We start from the raw sequence: 16234 nt of genomic DNA on the forward strand, positions 1-16234 counted from the left end.
CTTGAAATTATGAAACGAAAGAGAGGTCTCTTATGGCCCATAAAATCGCAATTCTAGGCGCCTCGGGCTATACGGGCGCTGAATTGATCAGGCTCTTGGCCACGCATCCTGCCTATGAGATCGCGGCTCTTGGCGCGTTTTCCAAGGCGGGTCAGGCGATGTCGGATGTGTTTCCGCATTTGCGCCACTTGGCGCTGCCACAGCTTGTCAGCTTTGATGAGATTGATTTTGATGCGATCGATCTGTGCTTCTGCGCGTTGCCGCATAAGACCAGTCAGGAAGTGATCCGCAATCTGCCCAAGCACCTCAAGATTGTCGATCTGAGCGCCGATTTCAGGCTGACAGACCCCGAGGCCTACGAAGCTTGGTACGGGAACCCGCACAGCGCTTTGGAGATGCAGGGCGAAGCTGTCTATGGTTTGACGGAGTTTTATCGCGAGGAGATCGCGAAGGCGCGGTTGGTGGCGGGCACAGGCTGCAACGCGGCAACCGGCCAATTTGCGTTGCGTCCGTTGATTGCGGCGGGTGTGATTGATCTTGATGAGATCATCATGGATCTGAAGTGTGGGGTCTCGGGTGCTGGGCGCAGCCTGAAAGAAGGATTGCTACACGCCGAGTTGAGCGAAGGCTATCATGCCTATGCTGTTGGTGGAACACACCGCCATTTGGGCGAGTTTGATCAGGAGTTTTCAAAGCTTGCGGGCCGTGATGTGAAAGTTCAGTTCACACCGCACCTGATGCCGGCCAACCGCGGTATTCTGGCGACCTGCTATGTGCGCGGAGACGCCAAAGAGATTTATGACACCTTCTCAGCCGCTTACGCAGATGAGCCTTTCATTCAGCTCCTACCGTTTGGCGAAATGCCGAGCACGCATCATGTGCGCGGCTCGAACTTTTGCCACATAGGCGTGACGGCTGACCGCATCTCTGGGCGCGCGATTGTGATTGCGGCGCTTGATAACCTGACAAAAGGTAGCAGCGGGCAGGCCTTGCAGAATGCGAACTTGATGTTAGGTGAAGAGGAGACATCGGGTCTGATGGGGGTACCCGTCTTTCCGTAAAGGGAGAATGCCGTGAAGGGTTTGAAGAAAAAACGCCGTATTCAGGTTGTTGCTTTGGCAGCAGTCGCGCTTGTGATGGCAACGGGGCTCATCGGCTATGCGATGAAAGACGGGATCAACTATTTCCGTGCGCCAAGCCAGATTGCGGAGAACCCGCCGCCACCCACAGAGACATTTCGCATTGGCGGACTGGTTGAAGAGGGGAGCCTCTCACGGGGGCAGGGTAAGGCTGTCACCTTTAATGTGACGGACGGTGGCGCTTCTGTGAAGGTGAGCTACACAGGGATTTTGCCAGATTTGTTTGAAGAAAACCAAGGCATGGTTGGCACTGGCAAGTTGCAGGACGGTGTTTTCATCGCCTCGGAAATTCTTGCCAAGCATGACGAGACCTACATGCCACGCGAGGTTGTGGATGCTTTGAAAGAGCAGGGGATCTACAAAGACCCGAACGCTGGTGAAGCCAGCTATTAACCCTTTCTGACGGAAGCTCTTCGCATGAATTGTGGAGAGCTTCCTTATGAAAACGGTATCCCAAATCGCTGAAGAAATCGTCGCACGAGAGGGCGGGTTTGTGAATGACCCGGATGACCCTGGCGGCGCGACCAACTTTGGTGTGACCATCTATACGATGCGGCGTTTGGGGCTGGACCTCGACCGTGACGGCGTTGTGGGCGTTTCTGATGTTGCAGCTTTGAGCCGTGCGCAGGCTGTTGATATCTTCATTAACCACTATTTTTATAAGCCTCAGATACACCTGCTGCCCATGGTTTTGCAGGCCAGTGTTTTTGATATGCAGGTGAATGCTGGCAACAATGCTGTGAAAATCCTTCAACGATTGTTGAGGGAAATGGGCTACGAGCTTGTCGTTGATGGCGAGATTGGCCCTGAAACGGTTGCTGCCGCCGCCCGTGCTGCGCGCAAAGCGCCTGATCATATTGCGGATGCCTACGGCATTGCACGGCGCAACTATTACTTTGCACTGGCGGATCGGCGACGTGCGAGCCGCAAATATGCGCGAACACGCAGCGGCGGCAAAGGGGGCTGGATCAAACGTGCGGAGGAGTTTATCGCGCCGCGCTTCCACATGAGTGACGCGGCGTTTTCTGAAAGGACAGCATCATGGGAATGATTGATCGTTTGATGACCCTGCTCTTTGGGTCTGGCCGCAACGTGGTTGTGGACACGGCCGAGTTTTTCTCTGCCAATGCCGAGGCACAATCAGGGCGTGATGCTATGATGCACACATCTGCGCTCACGCAGTTTGGGGATGAGTTTGAAGCCCACTCAAATAGCCGCTTTGACCGCTTTATTGACGGGGTGAACCGTTTGCCGCGCCCTTTGCTGGCGTTTGGCACCATCGGTTTGTTTGTGTCGGCGATGGTTGAACCCGTTTGGTTCGCGGCGCGCATGCAGGGGATCGCGCTTGTGCCGGAGCCGCTCTGGTGGCTTTTGGGGGCAATCATTTCATTTTACTTTGGCTCGCGTCACCAAGCCAAGGGGCAAGCCTTTCAGCGGCAGATGTTGCAAGGCCTGGCACGTTTGCCAACTGTTGAGCGCAACATCGCCTCTCTTGAGGCCGGAGCGCTTGGACCCGGGCAGGCCGATACGGCCACCGATGCAAAGCTGACGGTGCGCACAGGGCGCGCGGGTCAGAACCCGGCGTTAAACGACTGGCGCGCAGAAGGCGGATTTCAGGGCCGCTGACCGCGACAATGTGATCACTTTTGGCGTCCGAATTTCATTGGCCTAACCCGCAAGAGCGGTTAGAAATACCTCATGGTAGCAGAACTCGGACATTTCACCCTTATCCTTGGCTTTATCATCGCATTGTTTGTGATGATCGTACCTCTTGTGGGGGCCTATAAACGATGGCCTGGCTGGATGCGCTTTGCAGAGCCCGGCTCTAACGCCTTGTTTTTGCTAACCGCGACATCTTTTGGCGCGCTGACCTACTCGTTTTTGGTGTCAGATTTCTCTGTGAAGCTTGTTTGGCTCAACAGCCACACAGCGAAGCCTCTGCTTTACAAAATCACAGGCGTTTGGGGCAACCATGAGGGCTCTATGCTGCTCTGGGTGCTGATCCTGACCTTGTTTGGCGCTATGGCGACATGGTTTGGCAACGGTCTGCCACCGACGCTAAAGGCCCGTATTCTGGCTGTGCAAGCCTCTATCACTGCGGCGTTTATGGCCTTTGTGCTGTTTACATCAAACCCGTTCCTGCGGCTTGACCCTGCGCCTTTGAACGGCAAAGACCTCAATCCGCTTTTGCAAGACCCTGGCTTGGCGTTTCACCCGCCATTTCTGTATTTGGGCTATGTTGGCCTGTCGATGGCGTTCAGCTTTGCTGTCGCAGCGCTCATTGAGGGGCGTGTTGACGCGGCTTGGGGCCGTTGGGTGCGCCCTTGGACCCTTGCCGCTTGGGTCTTCCTTACCGTTGGTATCGGCCTTGGCTCCTGGTGGGCCTATTACGAGCTTGGTTGGGGCGGTTTCTGGTTCTGGGATCCTGTCGAGAACGCCAGCTTTATGCCGTGGCTTCTGGCTGTCGCGCTCCTTCACTCTGCGATCGTTGTTGAAAAACGCGAAAGCTTGAAGAGCTGGACCATTCTTCTGGCGATCATTGCATTTAGCTTTTCGCTGCTTGGTGCGTTCATCACGCGATCCGGTATTATCACATCGGTCCATGCTTTCGCGACCGACCCTGAGCGCGGTGTGTTTCTTCTGCTGATCATGGGCGTATTCACGGGTGGTGCGCTTGTGCTCTATGCTGCGCGCGCAGGGGCTATGGAGGCCAAGGGCGTCTTCAGCATGGTCAGCCGCGAATCTGCACTTGTGATGAACAACATCCTGTTGGCTGTCTCGGCCTTTGTCGTCTTCATCGGGACGCTTTGGCCTCTGTTCAGCGAGATGTTCTTTGATCGTAAGCTGTCTGTGGGCGCGCCTTGGTTCAATGCCTCGTTTACGCCGCTGATGATTCTGCTCGGGCTGATTTTGCCACTGGGGGCCATGCTCCCTTGGAAGCGCGGAAAGCTGTCGCGTGTGGCGGTTCAGCTGCGGTTTGCTTTTGTCTTTGCTGTCGCTGTTGGGGCTCTTTTCTGGGCGATCCAAGCTGACCGCTCGGCACTTGGCCCTGTTGGCCTGTTTTTGGGTGCATGGCTGATCGCTGGTGCGGGTGTTGACCTTTTCAGCCGTGGCCGCAAAGGCGAGAAGCTGAGCCGTGTGATGCGCCTTCCGCGCGCGGATTGGGGCAAGGCTGTTGCGCATGCTGGTCTTGGGGTCACAATGGCTGGAATTGCGGGTCTTTTGGCTTGGCAGCAAGAAGATATACGCGTCTTGCAGGATGGCGAGAGCTTTGACATTGCCGGCTACACGTTGCGTTTGAATGGTGTTGAGCAAGTGCAGGGGCCAAACTACATCTCGACAATGGGTGATGTGACCCTGTCCAAAGGCGGCAGCGAGATTGCAACATTGCAGCCTGAAAAGCGGGTCTATCCTGTTGCGGGCATGCCAACAACAGAAGCGGCGATCGATATCGGCTTCTTCCGCGATGTCTATGTCGTCGTCGGAGACCCTCAGGAGGGTGGCGGATGGGCCTTCAGGACCTATTACAAGCCCTTGGCCAACTGGATCTGGGGCGGCGCGATACTCATGGCACTTGGCGGTGCCTTGAGCTTGTCTGACCGTCGCTACCGCGTGGCTGCTGGCGCACGACGCACAGCACCTGTTGAAGGGGTTCCTGCAGAATGAGATGGCTTTTGCTCGCACTGGCACTTTGGGTGACGCCTGCATTTGCAGTACAACCTGACGAGGTTTTGAGCGACCCTGTGCTTGAAGAGCGCGCGCGTGATCTGAGCAAAGAGCTGCGCTGTCTTGTGTGCCGCAACGAAAACATTGACGACAGTAACGCTGAGCTCGCCCGTGATCTGCGCCTTCTGGTGCGCGAGCGTCTTGTGGATGGTGACAGCAATGAAGAGGTTCTGTCGTTCATTGTGGATCGTTATGGTGAATATGTGTTGTTGAACCCGACCAAAGGCGGCAGCAACGCTATCCTCTACTATGCCGGGCCGGCTATGCTTTTGTTGGCGCTGCTTATTGGCGGTCTTTATCTGCGCACCCGCGCAAGCGCGCGGCCCGAGGGGGCGAACGCGCTGAGCCAGGATGAGAGCGACCGCCTTCACCAGATCATGAAAGACTGACGCTCCGTTCCTCTTTTCAATTCCGGTAGTCTTCGCTTTACTCGGCGTGAAACAGTGCGAGAGACGTTATGGATTTTGAGACGATCACCTACGAGCTGAATGTAGCTGGCTATGCTGTTATCAGCTTGAACCGACCCGAAAAAATGAACGCTATGACTGCGCAGATGCGGGCAGAAATTCCTGCCGCTTTGCACAAGGCGTTGAGCGATGGTGCGCGGGCGCTGGTCTTGACAGGGGTTGGCAAGGCGTTTTGCTCGGGGCAGGATCTGGGCGATGGGGCGTCTGCTGCGCAGATCGATCTGGAGCGTGTTTTGCGCGAAGAGTACAACCCGATGGTCAAGGCACTGGCTGAGGCGCGTGTCCCTGTCATTGCGGCTGTAAACGGGGTTGCCGCTGGTGCAGGGGCCAATCTGGCCTTGGCCGCAGATGTGGTGATTGCAACGAAAAGTGCCTATTTCATGGAAGCTTTTGCGCGGATCGGGCTTATTCCCGATGCGGGCGGCACATATTATCTGCCTCGCCTGATCGGCTCTGCCAAGGCGATGGGCGCGGCTCTTTTTGCTGAAAAAATTAGCGCAGAAGAAGCAGATTGCATGGGGCTGATCTGGGAGCATGTCGAGGACGACGCCTTTGAAGCCCATTGGCGTGCGCGCGCGCATTATCTGGCGCAAGGCCCGACAGATGCTTTCTATCGCACCAAGCTCGCTTTACGGGCAAGTCAGCACAACTCCTTGGAAGAGCAGCTAGAGCTTGAGGCAAGAGAGCAGGGGCTGGCGGGAGAGACCTTTGACTTCAAAGAAGGCGTGACGGCTTTTCTTGAAAAGCGTGCGCCCAAGTTTGAAGGGCGCTGATGCGCGCCCTTCGTTGGCGGATCAAGCTGCGCGTGTGGCAATGCTTATATTGGCTGCCGTAAAGCTTGTGCCCACGCCCTCCAGCACCATCAGGTTGGTGTCTCCGACACTGACGATGGCGTCGCCTGTCGTGGCAGTCGCACCCGCGGAGTAGCTTACGCTGACGTTGGCCGCGTTTGCCGATGTCATGCTGACAACGAGCGTATCTTCGCTCAAGTCAAAGTCAGTGATGGTTGAGGGGGCCGCGCCAAGGCCTGCATCGGTGCTGTAGAAGGCATCGGCAAAGGCTCCGCCGCTCACCATATCGCCCGCGCCGAACAAGAGCGTGTCGCTGCCAAAGCCGCCCTCCAGCGTATCTGCTGTGGTGTCTGATGCGTCAGCAAAATTGGCCGTTGCAAGGTCAGGCGGGTCGCCGGCTTCAAGAGCTGACGTATCAAAATAGTTGCCTGCAACGAGCAGATCTTCGCCAAGCCCGCCACGCAGGACATCGCTGCCTGCGCCATCCACCAGCACGTCATCATCGGAACCGCCGCGAAGGTTGTCATTGCCTGCACCGCCGAGAAGCGTGTCATTGCCAGTTTCGCCATCAACGGTGTCGTCACCAGCAAGGGTTGATGCAAAATCATCGCCTGCGCCAAGGCTGGCGGTATCGTTGTTTGCGCTCAGCTCGAAGCTGTCATCAGCAGATGATCCGACCGCTATGGTTCCGTCTGTTGCCGTGTCGCTGCGCGATAGGAGCACAATGTCATCAGAGCTGAGCGTCGCTGCCGCCCCTGTGACGGTCGCGACAACTTGGCCATCAACCGTGATCAGGGCGTTGCCTGCGCCGTCATCTGTTACGGTGACCGTGTCAGGCGCGCCTGCGGCAAAGTCAAAGCTGTAGACGATCTGATCCTCGCCTGCGGTGTAGTCTGAGAGTGTTGCGCTGTTGCCCGCGGTGATCCAGTCACCGATGTTGAACAGGTCGTCGCCAGCGCCGCCTTCGGCAATGTCGCTGCTACCAAGCACCAGAACATCGTCGCCGTAGCCGCCATCCAGTGTGTCTGCGACATCGCTGTCGTCAGAGTCTGCAGCAGGAAAATAGGTCGCCCCGATCGGGTCGGCGGGGTTTTCAGCCAGCAGCGCTGCGAAGTCTCCGGCATTGGTTGCGCCGATGGCCGTTTCTGTGCCGAAGATCACATCGTCTCCGAGCCCGCCCCCCAGCGTGTCGGCACCGTTGTCGCCTGCCATGATATCATCACCCGCTCCGCCGCGCAGGAAGTCATCATTTGCGCCACCGCTGATGATGTCGTCGTCTGCGCCGCCATCTATCGTGTCGCTTCCCGCGCCACCAAAGAGAAGGTCGTCGCCAGCGGCCCCCGTGAGAACATCAGCGCCTGTTTGTCCGCTGAGGCTATCATCGCCTGCCGCGCCTGTGACGGTGTCATCGCCTGCGCGGGCCTCAATGTCTTCGCCCGTCGCAATGGCAAGGATTTCATCTGAACCCGAGGTTCCTAGGGTCGGGTCTTGCGCGTCGCTGCCAGTGCCCGGGGGGGACGGTGTCGCGGTGCTGTCGTCGTCCAGAAAATCAATCAGCCCTATCAGAGCGCCGACACCCAGAAGACCCAGTAAAAAGAAACCACCCATCAAACATCCCCCCCCAGAATACTAGTTAACGTCTTAAGCGTACTCCGATGCGGGCCGACTTCAAGGAAATTTAAATTAAATGAGAACAACGAGGTCTTGAGATGGTTTTGCTGGAAACAGAGATGGCAATATCAGAGCTCTGTTGCGGAATTGGGGACAGTTGCGCGCCTAGTAGCTGGCGAATCTCAAGTTATCGCTCGTGGCAAAGCCTTGAACCTTGTGAAGCTGCGCGACGAGATACCCATTGGCGCGGATCTCTGTGAGGTCTTCATCCTCGTCTCGGGTGATGTCGATTTGGGGGATGCCACTGCTCTTTTGGTAGGTGAAGACCAAGACATCTTCTTCGCTGTCAAAGTCGAGAATGGTCGCTGCGGCGTTGTCTTTGATCCAGTCTCCAATGGAAATTTCATCGGCACCACTGCCGCTGGTGAGCGTGTCATCTGCGCCCAAGACGATGGTGTCATCGCCGGCACCTGCATCAATGCTGTCGCCCTCATCAGAGGTGTTGGGCAGGCTGTACTCAAAGGCGATGTCGCGGAAAGAGCTTGTTAGTGTAAGCGAGGCGTCAAGGCGTGGGGTATCAACAATGTTTGCGGCTTCGATGAAGTCGTTGCCAGCGCCTCCGACGAGTGTATCAACGCCGCTTCCCCCAATAATCACATCAGCGCCTGCATCCCCCTTGAGTAGGTCTGTTCCCGCGGCCCCGACAAGCCAGTCGTTGCCATTGCCGCCAGCGAGCGTGTCGTTGCCACCTTGGCCAATGAGCAGGTCGTTGCCATTCTTGGCATCAAAGTAGTCGTCTTTGTCTGTGCCTGCGAATTTTTCAGAGGCAGACGAGCCTTCTTCGGCGGCTTCGGCCGCGAGATTGAGAGAGCTGGCAACCACCAGACCAAAGAGCATTGAAAGAGCGAGAAACCCCATCGTGTATCCTTTTCAGATCAAACGTGGGGAGAGAGTGTGCTGCAAAGCATAGGAATAGGTTAAAACACCCGCCGCTATTGGCTAAAATTGAAGATAGTCTGGTAACAAAAAATTAAGGCCCGCAGTGAGCGGGCCTTAAGGTAGTCTATATTTTTCAGCAGCTTAGCTGCGTTTTTCAACATCCACATAGTCGCGCTCTGTCTCGCCGAGATAAAGCTGGCGTGGGCGACCGATCTTCTGCTGTGGGTCTTCAAACTGTTCTTTCCACTGTGAAATCCAGCCGACTGTGCGCGAGAGCGCGAAGATCGGTGTGAACATCGATGTGGGGAAGCCCATCGCTTCAAGAATGATGCCTGAGTAGAAATCAACATTCGGGAAGAGCTTTTTGTCGATGAAGTATGGGTCGTTGAGCGCGACTTGCTCAAGCTCTTTGGCGACTTCAAGGATCGGGTTGTTTTCAACGCCGAGCAGCTCGAGAACTTCGTCCGCTGATTGCTTGAGTACCTTGGCGCGTGGGTCTGTGTTTTTGTAAACACGGTGGCCAAAGCCCATGAGGCGGAAGGGGTCGTTCTTGTCTTTGGCGCGGGCGATATACTCGGGGATACGGTCTTTTGATCCGATTTCCTTGAGCATTTCGAGGCAGGCCTGGTTTGCGCCGCCGTGTGCCGGGCCCCAGAGACAGGCGATGCCCGCTGCGATACAGGCGAAGGGGTTTGCGCCGGATGAGGAGGCGAGACGCACTGTCGAGGTCGATGCGTTTTGCTCGTGATCGGCGTGCAAGGTGAAGATACGGTCCATCGCACGGCTCAGGATCGGGTCAACGTTATACTCTTCGGCAGGCACCGAGAAGCACATGTGCAAGAAGTTTGACGCGAAATCGAGGTCGTTGCGCGGGTATACGAAGGGCTGGCCGACCGAGTATTTGTAGGCCATTGCCGCAATCGTAGGGACTTTGGCGATCATACGGATCGAGGCGACTTCGCGCTGCCATTCGTCGTTGACGTCGGCACTGTCGGCATAGAAGGCCGACATGGCGCCGACAACGCCCACAAGTGTGGCCATCGGGTGTGCATCGCGGCGGAACCCGCGGAAGAAGTTGTGCATTTGCTCATGCACCATTGTGTGGCGCGTGACGCGGTTTTCAAAGTCTTCCAAGGCTGCGGCTGTTGGCAGCTCGCCATACAGAAGCAGGTAGCAGACTTCGAGGTAATGGGATTTTTCGGCCAGCTGGTCGATCGGGTAGCCACGGTGCAAAAGCTCGCCTTTGTCACCGTCAATGAAGGTGATCGTGCTGTCGCATGAGGCGGTCGAGGTGTAGCCCGGATCGTAGGTGAAAACACCTGCCTGAGCGTAGAGCTTGCGAATGTCGATCACATCGGGGCCCGTGGAGCCGGAGTAGATCGGCAGCTCGTAGCTGTTTCCGTCGATGGTGATCGTTGCTGTTTTGGTGCTGTCTGTCATCTGGCCTCATCCTCCATGGTCTTGAGCGCGTATCGCCCAAGGGTGTCTTAACTCAACAGGCTTTCGAGCGCATTAATGCCTCTAGGCCGCAGCATCCTGTATACGGGCGATTGTCTCGTCCCGACCAAGAACCAGCATCATATCAAAGACACTGGGGGTTGCCGACCGTCCTGCAAGGGCTGCGCGGAGCGGTGCTGCAAGCTTACCAAACTTCGTGTCTTTCTCTTCGGCAAAGCCATTCAAAAGCGCCTCAAGGTCTGGTCTGCTCCAGCTAGCAGTTTGCAGATGCGGCGTCAATTCTTTCAGTATGCCACGGGATACCGTATCGAGCGAAGCGGCTGCTTTCTCATCGGGGGTGATGGGGCGTTCGACGGTGATAAACGCCGCCTTATCAAGGAGTTCACCATAAGTTTTGGCGCGCTCTTTGAGCTGGGGCATAGCCGCTTCAAAAAGTGAAATTTTTGCTTCGGGCACTTGGGGCTGCTCTGTCGCTGCCAGAAAGGCCTGAAGCTCATGCAGCAGCGCAGCATTTTCGGTCTGGGCGATATGCTGGCCACAGAGATTCTCGAGCTTTTTGAAGTCGAACCGCGCGGGTGATTTGCCGATGCTTGGCAAATCAAACCACGCAAGCGCGTCTGCATCGGTGAAAAACTCCGCGTCGCCATGGCTCCAGCCGAGGCGGGCAAGGTAGTTGCGCATGCCTGAGGCCGGGTAGCCCATATGCTGGTATTCTTCCACGCCTGTCGCGCCATGGCGCTTGGAGAGCTTTTTGCCGTCGGGGCCATAGATCAGCGGGATATGGGCGTAGACGGGCAGGGGCCAGCCCATTGCCTCATAGATCATCATCTGGCGTGCGGCATTGTTGAGGTGGTCATCGCCGCGAATGACATGGGTGATGCCCATATCGTGGTCATCGACCACCACAGCCAGCATGTAGACAGGCGACCCATCAGAGCGCAGCAAGATCATATCATCGAGCTGTTCGTTCTGAATGGTCACATCTCCCTGAACTTCATCGCGGATGATGGTCTGGCCCTCGCGGGGCGCTTTGATGCGGATCACGTAGGGCGCGTCGGGGTGTGTGCTTTCGGCCGCGTCACGCCAGGGCGAGCGGTAGTGTGTGCTGGTGCCAGCGGCGCGCGCCTCTTCGCGGAAAGCGGCGATTTCGTCTTGGGAGGCAAAGCACTTATACGCCTTGCCCTCTGCCAGAAGCTGGTTGGCCACGTCGGCATGGCGTGCGCTCTGCTCAAACTGGCTGACCGCCTCGCCATCATAATCCAGCCCCAGCCAGTCCATGCCGCGCAAAATTGCCTCTGTTGCCTCAGGCGTCGAGCGGGCGCGGTCGGTGTCTTCGATCCGCAAAAGGAATTTGCCGCCGCGGCCACGGGCATAGAGCCAGTTGAACAGCGCTGTGCGTGCGGTGCCGATGTGCATGAAGCCCGTGGGCGAGGGGGCAATGCGGGTGACGACTGGCTGTGTCATGGCGAAATTAACCTTTCGGTAACTAAATTTGGCAAGGATTGGCGCCTGTCTAGCTATCTCATGGGGTAAGAACAAGGCATGGCGCTGAAAGCCGCTTTTGAGCAGGTGCTGTTGGGGCAGCGCGGGGCGCTTTACCCTTGGGCGCCTGTGTGTCTGGCGCTTGGGGTCGGGGCCTATTTCTCGCTGAGTGCCGAGCCTGCGCTGTGGGTATTCGGGCTCTGCTTGGCCATTTTTCTGGCCTGCCTCGGGCTGATCCGGGTTTGGCGCAGTGTGTTTACCTCTCTGGTTTGGGCTGTGGCGCTGGTGGCGCTTGGGTTTTGTGTGGCGGGGGGGAAGGCTTATTGGGTTTCGGGGGCTGTTTTGCAGTGGCACTATTATGGCCCTGTTGAGGGGCGGGTCGTGTTAATTGACCGTTCGGCCAGCGGGGCTGTGCGACTCACCCTTGATACTGTGGTGCTGGAGAACATGCCGCCGAACAAAACGCCAACGCGGGTGCGGGTGGCGCTGCATGGGCCTGAGGCGCGGCCCAAAGCGGGCAGCACTGTGCTGATCACGGCGCATCTTTCGGCGCCATCGGGGCCTGTGGAGCCGGGGGGCTTTGATTTTCAGCGCCATGCGTGGTTTTTGCAGCTGGGCGCTGTTGGCTACAGCCGTATGCCGCTCATGCTTCTGGAGCCTGCGGGGCAGGGCGCGCTGATCAGTCAGGCGCGCTATGCGTTCTCTGCCTTTGTCAGTGAGCAGATCGGCGGGCAACGCGGGGCCTTTGCCGCCACCATTATGGCAGGCGACCGCTCGGGGCTGTCGCAAGCCACGATGGATGCGATGCGCCATACAAATCTGGCGCATTTGCTCGCCATTTCGGGGCTGCATATGGGGCTGCTCACAGGCTTCATCTATGCGGCGCTGCGCTATGGCCTCCTGATGGTGCCCGCGCTGCGCCACCGCATTGCGATCCGCAAGGTGGCGGCGGTTGGGGCTTTGATCGTGTCTTTTTTCTATCTGCTCCTGTCGGGAGGCTCGGTTGCGACGGAGCGCGCCTTTGTCATGGCGATGGTGGCGCTTGGGGCCGTCTTCTTTGAGCGGCGGGTCTTCTCGCTGCGCTCGGTTGCGACGGCGGCGCTGATTGTGCTGCTGTGGCAGCCCGAGGCGCTGCTGGGGCCGGGCTTTCAGATGTCGTTTGCGGCCACGACCGCGCTTGTGGCTGTATTTGCCGCGCTGCGGGCCCATGAGGTGACACTTGGCCCTAAGTGGCTGCGCCCCTTTGTGGCGCTGTTTATAACATCATTGGTGGCGGGGCTTGCGACAGCGCCGATTGCGGCGGCGCATTTCAACCATATTGCCCATTACGGGCTGATCGCGAATTTGCTCGCTGTGCCGCTGATGGGGGCGGTTGTGATCCCTGCGGGGGTGGTGGCCTTGCTGCTCTGGCCGCTCGGGCTGTCTTGGCTCGGCTTTTATGTGATGGAGCTGGGGATCGCGTGGATCTTGGGCGTTGCCACATATTTTGCCGGGCTTGAGGGCGCACGTGGCACGATCCTTGCGCCTGACAGCGGTGTTCTGGCGCTGATGGCGGCCGGCGCTTTGGGCCTTGCGCTTTGGCAAGGGCGCGCGCGGGCTGTCGGGCTTCTTCCGATGGTTGCGGCGGCGGTGATGTGGTCCCAAACCACACGGCCTGATGTTCTGATCGCTGACACGGGCAAGCTTGTGGGCGTCATGACGCCGACGGGGCGTGCGCTGAGCGCGGACAAAGGGAGCGGCTTTGTGGCGCGCGGCTGGCTTGAAAACGATGGTGATATGCGCGCCCAAGAGGCTGCGGCAGAGGGCTGGGCTGCGGCCTCCAAACGTGCGGCGCACCCTCTTTTACATGCGCGGCGCAAGGCCGAGGTCGACACGGCCGATTGCACGGCGGGGCAGATTCTTGTGGTGGCGGGGACCCTCACGCGCGACGTGCCTTGCCTTGTGTTTGACCTTGTGGCGCTCAAACACTCGGGGGCTGTGGCGATCTATTTCGAGGATGGAAACGCCAAAATAAAAACGGCCCGTGAGGTCACGGGCCGTCGGCTTTGGACAGTGGCGGCGGAGCGCCGCGCGCCGCGTCAGTAGGTGCGGATGAGGCCGACGAGACGGCCCTGCACCTTGACTTTGTCGTCAGGGAAAACGCGGGTTTCATAGGCGGGGTTGGCCGCCTCAAGCGCAATTGCACTGCCACGACGGAAGAAGCGCTTGAGCGTGGCCTCCTGATCTTCGATGAGCGCCACGACGATATCGCCGTTTTCGGCTGTCTGGGTCTCGCGAATAACGACAACATCGCCATTGTTGATGCCTGCCTCGATCATGGAATCGCCTTTGACTTCAAGGGCGTAGTGCTCGCCCCCGTCACGCATCATACTGGTGGGGACGGCCACGTTGTGGCTGACTTCGCTGATGGCGGCGATGGGCACACCTGCCGCGATACGGCCCATCACGGGCAGCTCCATCGCCGGGACATGCTGTAAGGGCTGGGCCGTGTCGGGGCGGCTGTCAGGCCTGTCACCGTCAATCACTTTGGGGGTGAAGCCTGTTGTGGCTGCGCCGCCAAGGCTCTCGGGGAGTTTGACAACCTCGATGGCGCGGGCGCGGTGGGCGAGGCGGCGGATAAAGCCGCGCTCTTCCAGCGCGGTGATGAGGCGGTGAATGCCCGATTTGGAGCGCAGATCAAGCGCTTCTTTCATCTCGTCAAAGCTGGGTGGAACGCCGTCGCGCTGCACGCGTTTGTTGATGAAGTTGAGCAGATCGAGCTGTTTTTTTGTGAGCATCGGTGCGCCTTCCCTGTAAATGAACTTGGTTATGTTCTAGTCATGTTCTCTTTTTGTGTCAACGTTTCTGTGAGGGTGGCCCAGAAAGAGAACAAAACTTTCTGAACCCTGCGCACAACATGGTTAACGGGGGCTTAAAAGGGCTGATTCGGGAGGGGTGACATGCGTGCACCGGGCGTGCACCCTGCGTGCACCGGCCCAAACACCTGTTTGTAAACGCAAATTAACCAAATGGCGCGTGCGCCGCGGTTGTCAGATTTTAGGGATGTGTGACGGGTGGATCAGCCTTTAACGATCCAGCCGCCGCCAAAGATACGGCTGCCCTCGGGGTCGTAGAAGACACAGGCTTGCCCCGGGCTGACGCCTTCTTCGGGGGTGAGCAGCTCGACCTCGCCTGTGGTGGGGCCTGTTGCGCGCAAGATCGCTTCGCGCGGCGCGTGGGTGGAGCGCACCTTCACGGCAATGCGGCGCTCGGGCAGGGCGTCAAACGGCTCATCACCCAGCCAGTTGATCTCGGCCAGAGGCACGCGGCGGGTGGCGAGCGCCTCTTTGGGGCCAACAACCACGCGTTTGGTGTCAACATCCAGCTTCACCACATAGAGCGGATCGGCCAGCCCGCCGATGCCAAGGCCGCGGCGTTGACCGATGGTGTAGTGAATGACGCCTGTGTGGGTGCCCAGCACGTTGCCTTCCATATCCACAATGTCGCCCGGCTCGGCCGCACCGGGGCGCAGCTTTTCGATCACGGCGGCATAATCGCCATTGGGGACAAAGCAGATGTCCTGGCTGTCGGGCTTGTTGGCCACTTTGAGGCCGTATTTTTCGGCCAGCGCGCGGGTGTCGTCTTTTGAGGGCAAATGGCCGAGCGGGAAGCGCAGGTAATCCAGCTGCTCTGCGGTGGTGGAAAAGAGGAAATAGCTCTGGTCGCGGTTTGCATCGGCGGCGGCGTGCAGCTCGGCGGTGTCTGCGCCCATTTTGCGCTGGATGTAGTGGCCTGTGGCCATGCAGTCGGCATCAAGGTCGCGCGCGGTGGCGAGCAGGTCTTTGAACTTTACACGCTCGTTGCAGCGGATGCAGGGCACGGGCGTTGCGCCGCCAAGGTAGCTGTCGGCGAATTCGTCGATGACGGCGTCTTTGAATATGTTTTCATAATCAAGCACATAGTGTGGAAAGCCCATCTCTTCGGCGACGCGGCGGGCATCGTGGATATCAATACCTGCACAGCAGGCGCCCGACTTGGCCAGGGCTGCCCCATGGTCATAAAGCTGGAGCGTGACGCCGATAACATCATAGCCTTCTTCTGCCAGCATGGCGGCGACAACCGAGCTGTCAACGCCCCCTGACATGGCAACAACCACACGGGTTTCGCTTTCTGGCTTGGCGAAGCCGAGCGAGTTTAGCTTTGTCTCTGTCATGGTGGCCATGGCGGGCTCCGAAAGTTCTCTGAAAACAAGGTTAAATTGCAATGTTTTCTCTGGGTTTGGTTTCATGCCTCTTTAAGGGCTTTGGCGCAGTTTGACCAGAACGTCAAAAGAGGTTGATGCCATGTATCTTAAGAAAGTCGATGGTCCAAGAGCTGTTCGCCTGCCTGACGGGCAAGTGATCACGCTGGCGGATCTGCCGCCCGCTGACACCAAACGCTGGGTCGCCTCGCGCAAGGCGCTGGTGGTGCGGGCTGTGCTATATGGGCTGCTCACACAGGGCGAAGCGATGAAAACCTATGCGCTGAGCGAGGAGGAGTTCTTTGAGTGGGTGCACGCGGTGCGCGCGCATGGGGAGGCTGGTTTGAAGGTCACACAGCTGCGTACGGTGAAACAATCTTAGGTTGTGTCTGCATTTTTTTT

At 58.1% G+C, this 16234-nt stretch carries 15 protein-coding genes; 9 read left to right on the forward strand and 6 right to left on the reverse strand.

The window, feature by feature from the left end:
- Positions 1 to 32 precede the first annotated feature (32 nt).
- From argC to ACTG3X_RS06885, 7 genes are all read left to right on the forward strand, one after another.
- Positions 33 to 1061 carry an N-acetyl-gamma-glutamyl-phosphate reductase gene (gene argC / locus ACTG3X_RS06855; protein ID WP_439110503.1) on the forward strand — a complete coding sequence of 343 codons (1029 nt, stop codon included), beginning with the start codon at positions 33 to 35 and terminating at the stop codon, positions 1059 to 1061.
- Between the two features lie 12 nt (positions 1062 to 1073).
- Positions 1074 to 1532, forward strand: a complete 459-nt coding sequence (ccmE, locus tag ACTG3X_RS06860; RefSeq protein ID WP_439110504.1) for a cytochrome c maturation protein CcmE — start codon at positions 1074 to 1076, stop codon at positions 1530 to 1532.
- Positions 1533 to 1578: 46 nt separating this feature from the next.
- On the forward strand, positions 1579 to 2190 hold the full coding sequence (locus ACTG3X_RS06865) for a holin-associated N-acetylmuramidase (protein WP_439110505.1): 612 nt from the start codon (positions 1579 to 1581) through the stop codon (positions 2188 to 2190).
- Positions 2181 to 2765 carry a holin family protein gene (locus tag ACTG3X_RS06870; RefSeq protein ID WP_439110506.1) on the forward strand — a complete coding sequence of 195 codons (585 nt, stop codon included), beginning with the start codon at positions 2181 to 2183 and terminating at the stop codon, positions 2763 to 2765. The genes ACTG3X_RS06865 and ACTG3X_RS06870 overlap by 10 nt, the downstream gene beginning before the upstream one ends.
- A 72-nt stretch (positions 2766 to 2837) precedes the next feature.
- Positions 2838 to 4805: a heme lyase CcmF/NrfE family subunit gene (locus ACTG3X_RS06875; RefSeq protein WP_439110507.1), complete on the forward strand. Its 1968-nt coding sequence runs from the start codon at positions 2838 to 2840 to the stop codon at positions 4803 to 4805.
- Positions 4802 to 5254, forward strand: coding sequence for a cytochrome c-type biogenesis protein (locus ACTG3X_RS06880; RefSeq protein ID WP_439110508.1), 453 nt, complete (start codon positions 4802 to 4804; stop codon positions 5252 to 5254). Before ACTG3X_RS06875 ends, ACTG3X_RS06880 begins: the two co-directional genes overlap by 4 nt.
- Positions 5255 to 5322: 68 nt before the next feature.
- Positions 5323 to 6105: an enoyl-CoA hydratase-related protein gene (locus tag ACTG3X_RS06885; RefSeq protein ID WP_439110509.1), complete on the forward strand. Its 783-nt coding sequence runs from the start codon at positions 5323 to 5325 to the stop codon at positions 6103 to 6105.
- A 21-nt stretch (positions 6106 to 6126) separates the two neighbouring features.
- On the opposite strand, the gene ACTG3X_RS06890 is transcribed toward ACTG3X_RS06885, so the two are convergent.
- The 4 genes from ACTG3X_RS06890 to gltX form a co-directional block, all read right to left on the reverse strand.
- Positions 6127 to 7731, reverse strand: coding sequence for a calcium-binding protein (locus tag ACTG3X_RS06890; protein WP_439110510.1), 1605 nt, complete (start codon positions 7729 to 7731; stop codon positions 6127 to 6129).
- A gap of 168 nt (positions 7732 to 7899) precedes the next feature.
- A complete protein-coding gene (locus ACTG3X_RS06895; RefSeq protein ID WP_439110511.1) occupies positions 7900 to 8652 on the reverse strand; it encodes a calcium-binding protein in 753 nt (250 codons plus the stop codon).
- 162 nt (positions 8653 to 8814) lie between these two features.
- Complete coding sequence (locus ACTG3X_RS06900; RefSeq protein WP_439110512.1) at positions 8815 to 10113, reverse strand: citrate synthase; 1299 nt, start codon at positions 10111 to 10113, stop codon at positions 8815 to 8817.
- A gap of 81 nt (positions 10114 to 10194) precedes the next feature.
- A complete protein-coding gene (gene gltX, locus ACTG3X_RS06905) occupies positions 10195 to 11595 on the reverse strand; it encodes a glutamate--tRNA ligase (protein WP_439110513.1) in 1401 nt (466 codons plus the stop codon).
- A gap of 78 nt (positions 11596 to 11673) precedes the next feature.
- On the opposite strand from gltX, the gene ACTG3X_RS06910 reads away from it, so the two are divergent.
- The gene (locus tag ACTG3X_RS06910) at positions 11674 to 13698 is read left to right on the forward strand and encodes a ComEC/Rec2 family competence protein (RefSeq protein ID WP_439110514.1); all 2025 of its coding nucleotides are present in this window, start codon (positions 11674 to 11676) and stop codon (positions 13696 to 13698) included.
- Here ACTG3X_RS06910 and lexA read toward each other — a convergent pair.
- Positions 13692 to 14390: a transcriptional repressor LexA gene (gene lexA, locus ACTG3X_RS06915; RefSeq protein ID WP_439110515.1), complete on the reverse strand. Its 699-nt coding sequence runs from the start codon at positions 14388 to 14390 to the stop codon at positions 13692 to 13694. The two genes, ACTG3X_RS06910 and lexA, sit on opposite strands and share 7 nt — an antisense overlap.
- Positions 14391 to 14671: 281 nt before the next feature.
- Positions 14672 to 15814 (reverse strand): tRNA 2-thiouridine(34) synthase MnmA, encoded by a 1143-nt coding sequence (gene mnmA / locus ACTG3X_RS06920; RefSeq protein WP_439110516.1) that lies wholly within the window; start codon positions 15812 to 15814, stop codon positions 14672 to 14674.
- A gap of 121 nt (positions 15815 to 15935) precedes the next feature.
- On the opposite strand from mnmA, the gene sciP reads away from it, so the two are divergent.
- Positions 15936 to 16214, forward strand: a complete 279-nt coding sequence (gene sciP / locus ACTG3X_RS06925; RefSeq protein ID WP_439110517.1) for a CtrA inhibitor SciP — start codon at positions 15936 to 15938, stop codon at positions 16212 to 16214.
- The last annotated feature ends 20 nt before the right edge of the window (positions 16215 to 16234 follow it).

It is taken from the genome of Lentibacter sp. (assembly GCF_965658795.1).
Classification (GTDB): Bacteria; Pseudomonadota; Alphaproteobacteria; order Rhodobacterales; family Rhodobacteraceae; genus Lentibacter.

Excerpts from the sequence above, each read along its gene's own strand:
- argC (WP_439110503.1), top strand. The coding sequence starts at position 33 with ATGGCCCATAAAATCGCAATTCTAGGCGCCTCGGGCTATACGGGCGCT.
- ACTG3X_RS06865 (WP_439110505.1), top strand. The coding sequence starts at position 1,579 with ATGAAAACGGTATCCCAAATCGCTGAAGAAATCGTCGCACGAGAGGGC.
- ACTG3X_RS06870 (WP_439110506.1), top strand. The coding sequence starts at position 2,181 with ATGGGAATGATTGATCGTTTGATGACCCTGCTCTTTGGGTCTGGCCGC.
- ACTG3X_RS06875 (WP_439110507.1), top strand. The coding sequence starts at position 2,838 with ATGGTAGCAGAACTCGGACATTTCACCCTTATCCTTGGCTTTATCATC.
- ACTG3X_RS06880 (WP_439110508.1), top strand. The coding sequence starts at position 4,802 with ATGAGATGGCTTTTGCTCGCACTGGCACTTTGGGTGACGCCTGCATTT.
- ACTG3X_RS06885 (WP_439110509.1), top strand. The coding sequence starts at position 5,323 with ATGGATTTTGAGACGATCACCTACGAGCTGAATGTAGCTGGCTATGCT.
- ACTG3X_RS06890 (WP_439110510.1), bottom strand. The coding sequence starts at position 7,731 with ATGGGTGGTTTCTTTTTACTGGGTCTTCTGGGTGTCGGCGCTCTGATA.
- ACTG3X_RS06895 (WP_439110511.1), bottom strand. The coding sequence starts at position 8,652 with ATGGGGTTTCTCGCTCTTTCAATGCTCTTTGGTCTGGTGGTTGCCAGC.
- ACTG3X_RS06900 (WP_439110512.1), bottom strand. The coding sequence starts at position 10,113 with ATGACAGACAGCACCAAAACAGCAACGATCACCATCGACGGAAACAGC.
- gltX (WP_439110513.1), bottom strand. The coding sequence starts at position 11,595 with ATGACACAGCCAGTCGTCACCCGCATTGCCCCCTCGCCCACGGGCTTC.
- ACTG3X_RS06910 (WP_439110514.1), top strand. The coding sequence starts at position 11,674 with ATGGCGCTGAAAGCCGCTTTTGAGCAGGTGCTGTTGGGGCAGCGCGGG.
- lexA (WP_439110515.1), bottom strand. The coding sequence starts at position 14,390 with ATGCTCACAAAAAAACAGCTCGATCTGCTCAACTTCATCAACAAACGC.
- mnmA (WP_439110516.1), bottom strand. The coding sequence starts at position 15,814 with ATGGCCACCATGACAGAGACAAAGCTAAACTCGCTCGGCTTCGCCAAG.
- sciP (WP_439110517.1), top strand. The coding sequence starts at position 15,936 with ATGTATCTTAAGAAAGTCGATGGTCCAAGAGCTGTTCGCCTGCCTGAC.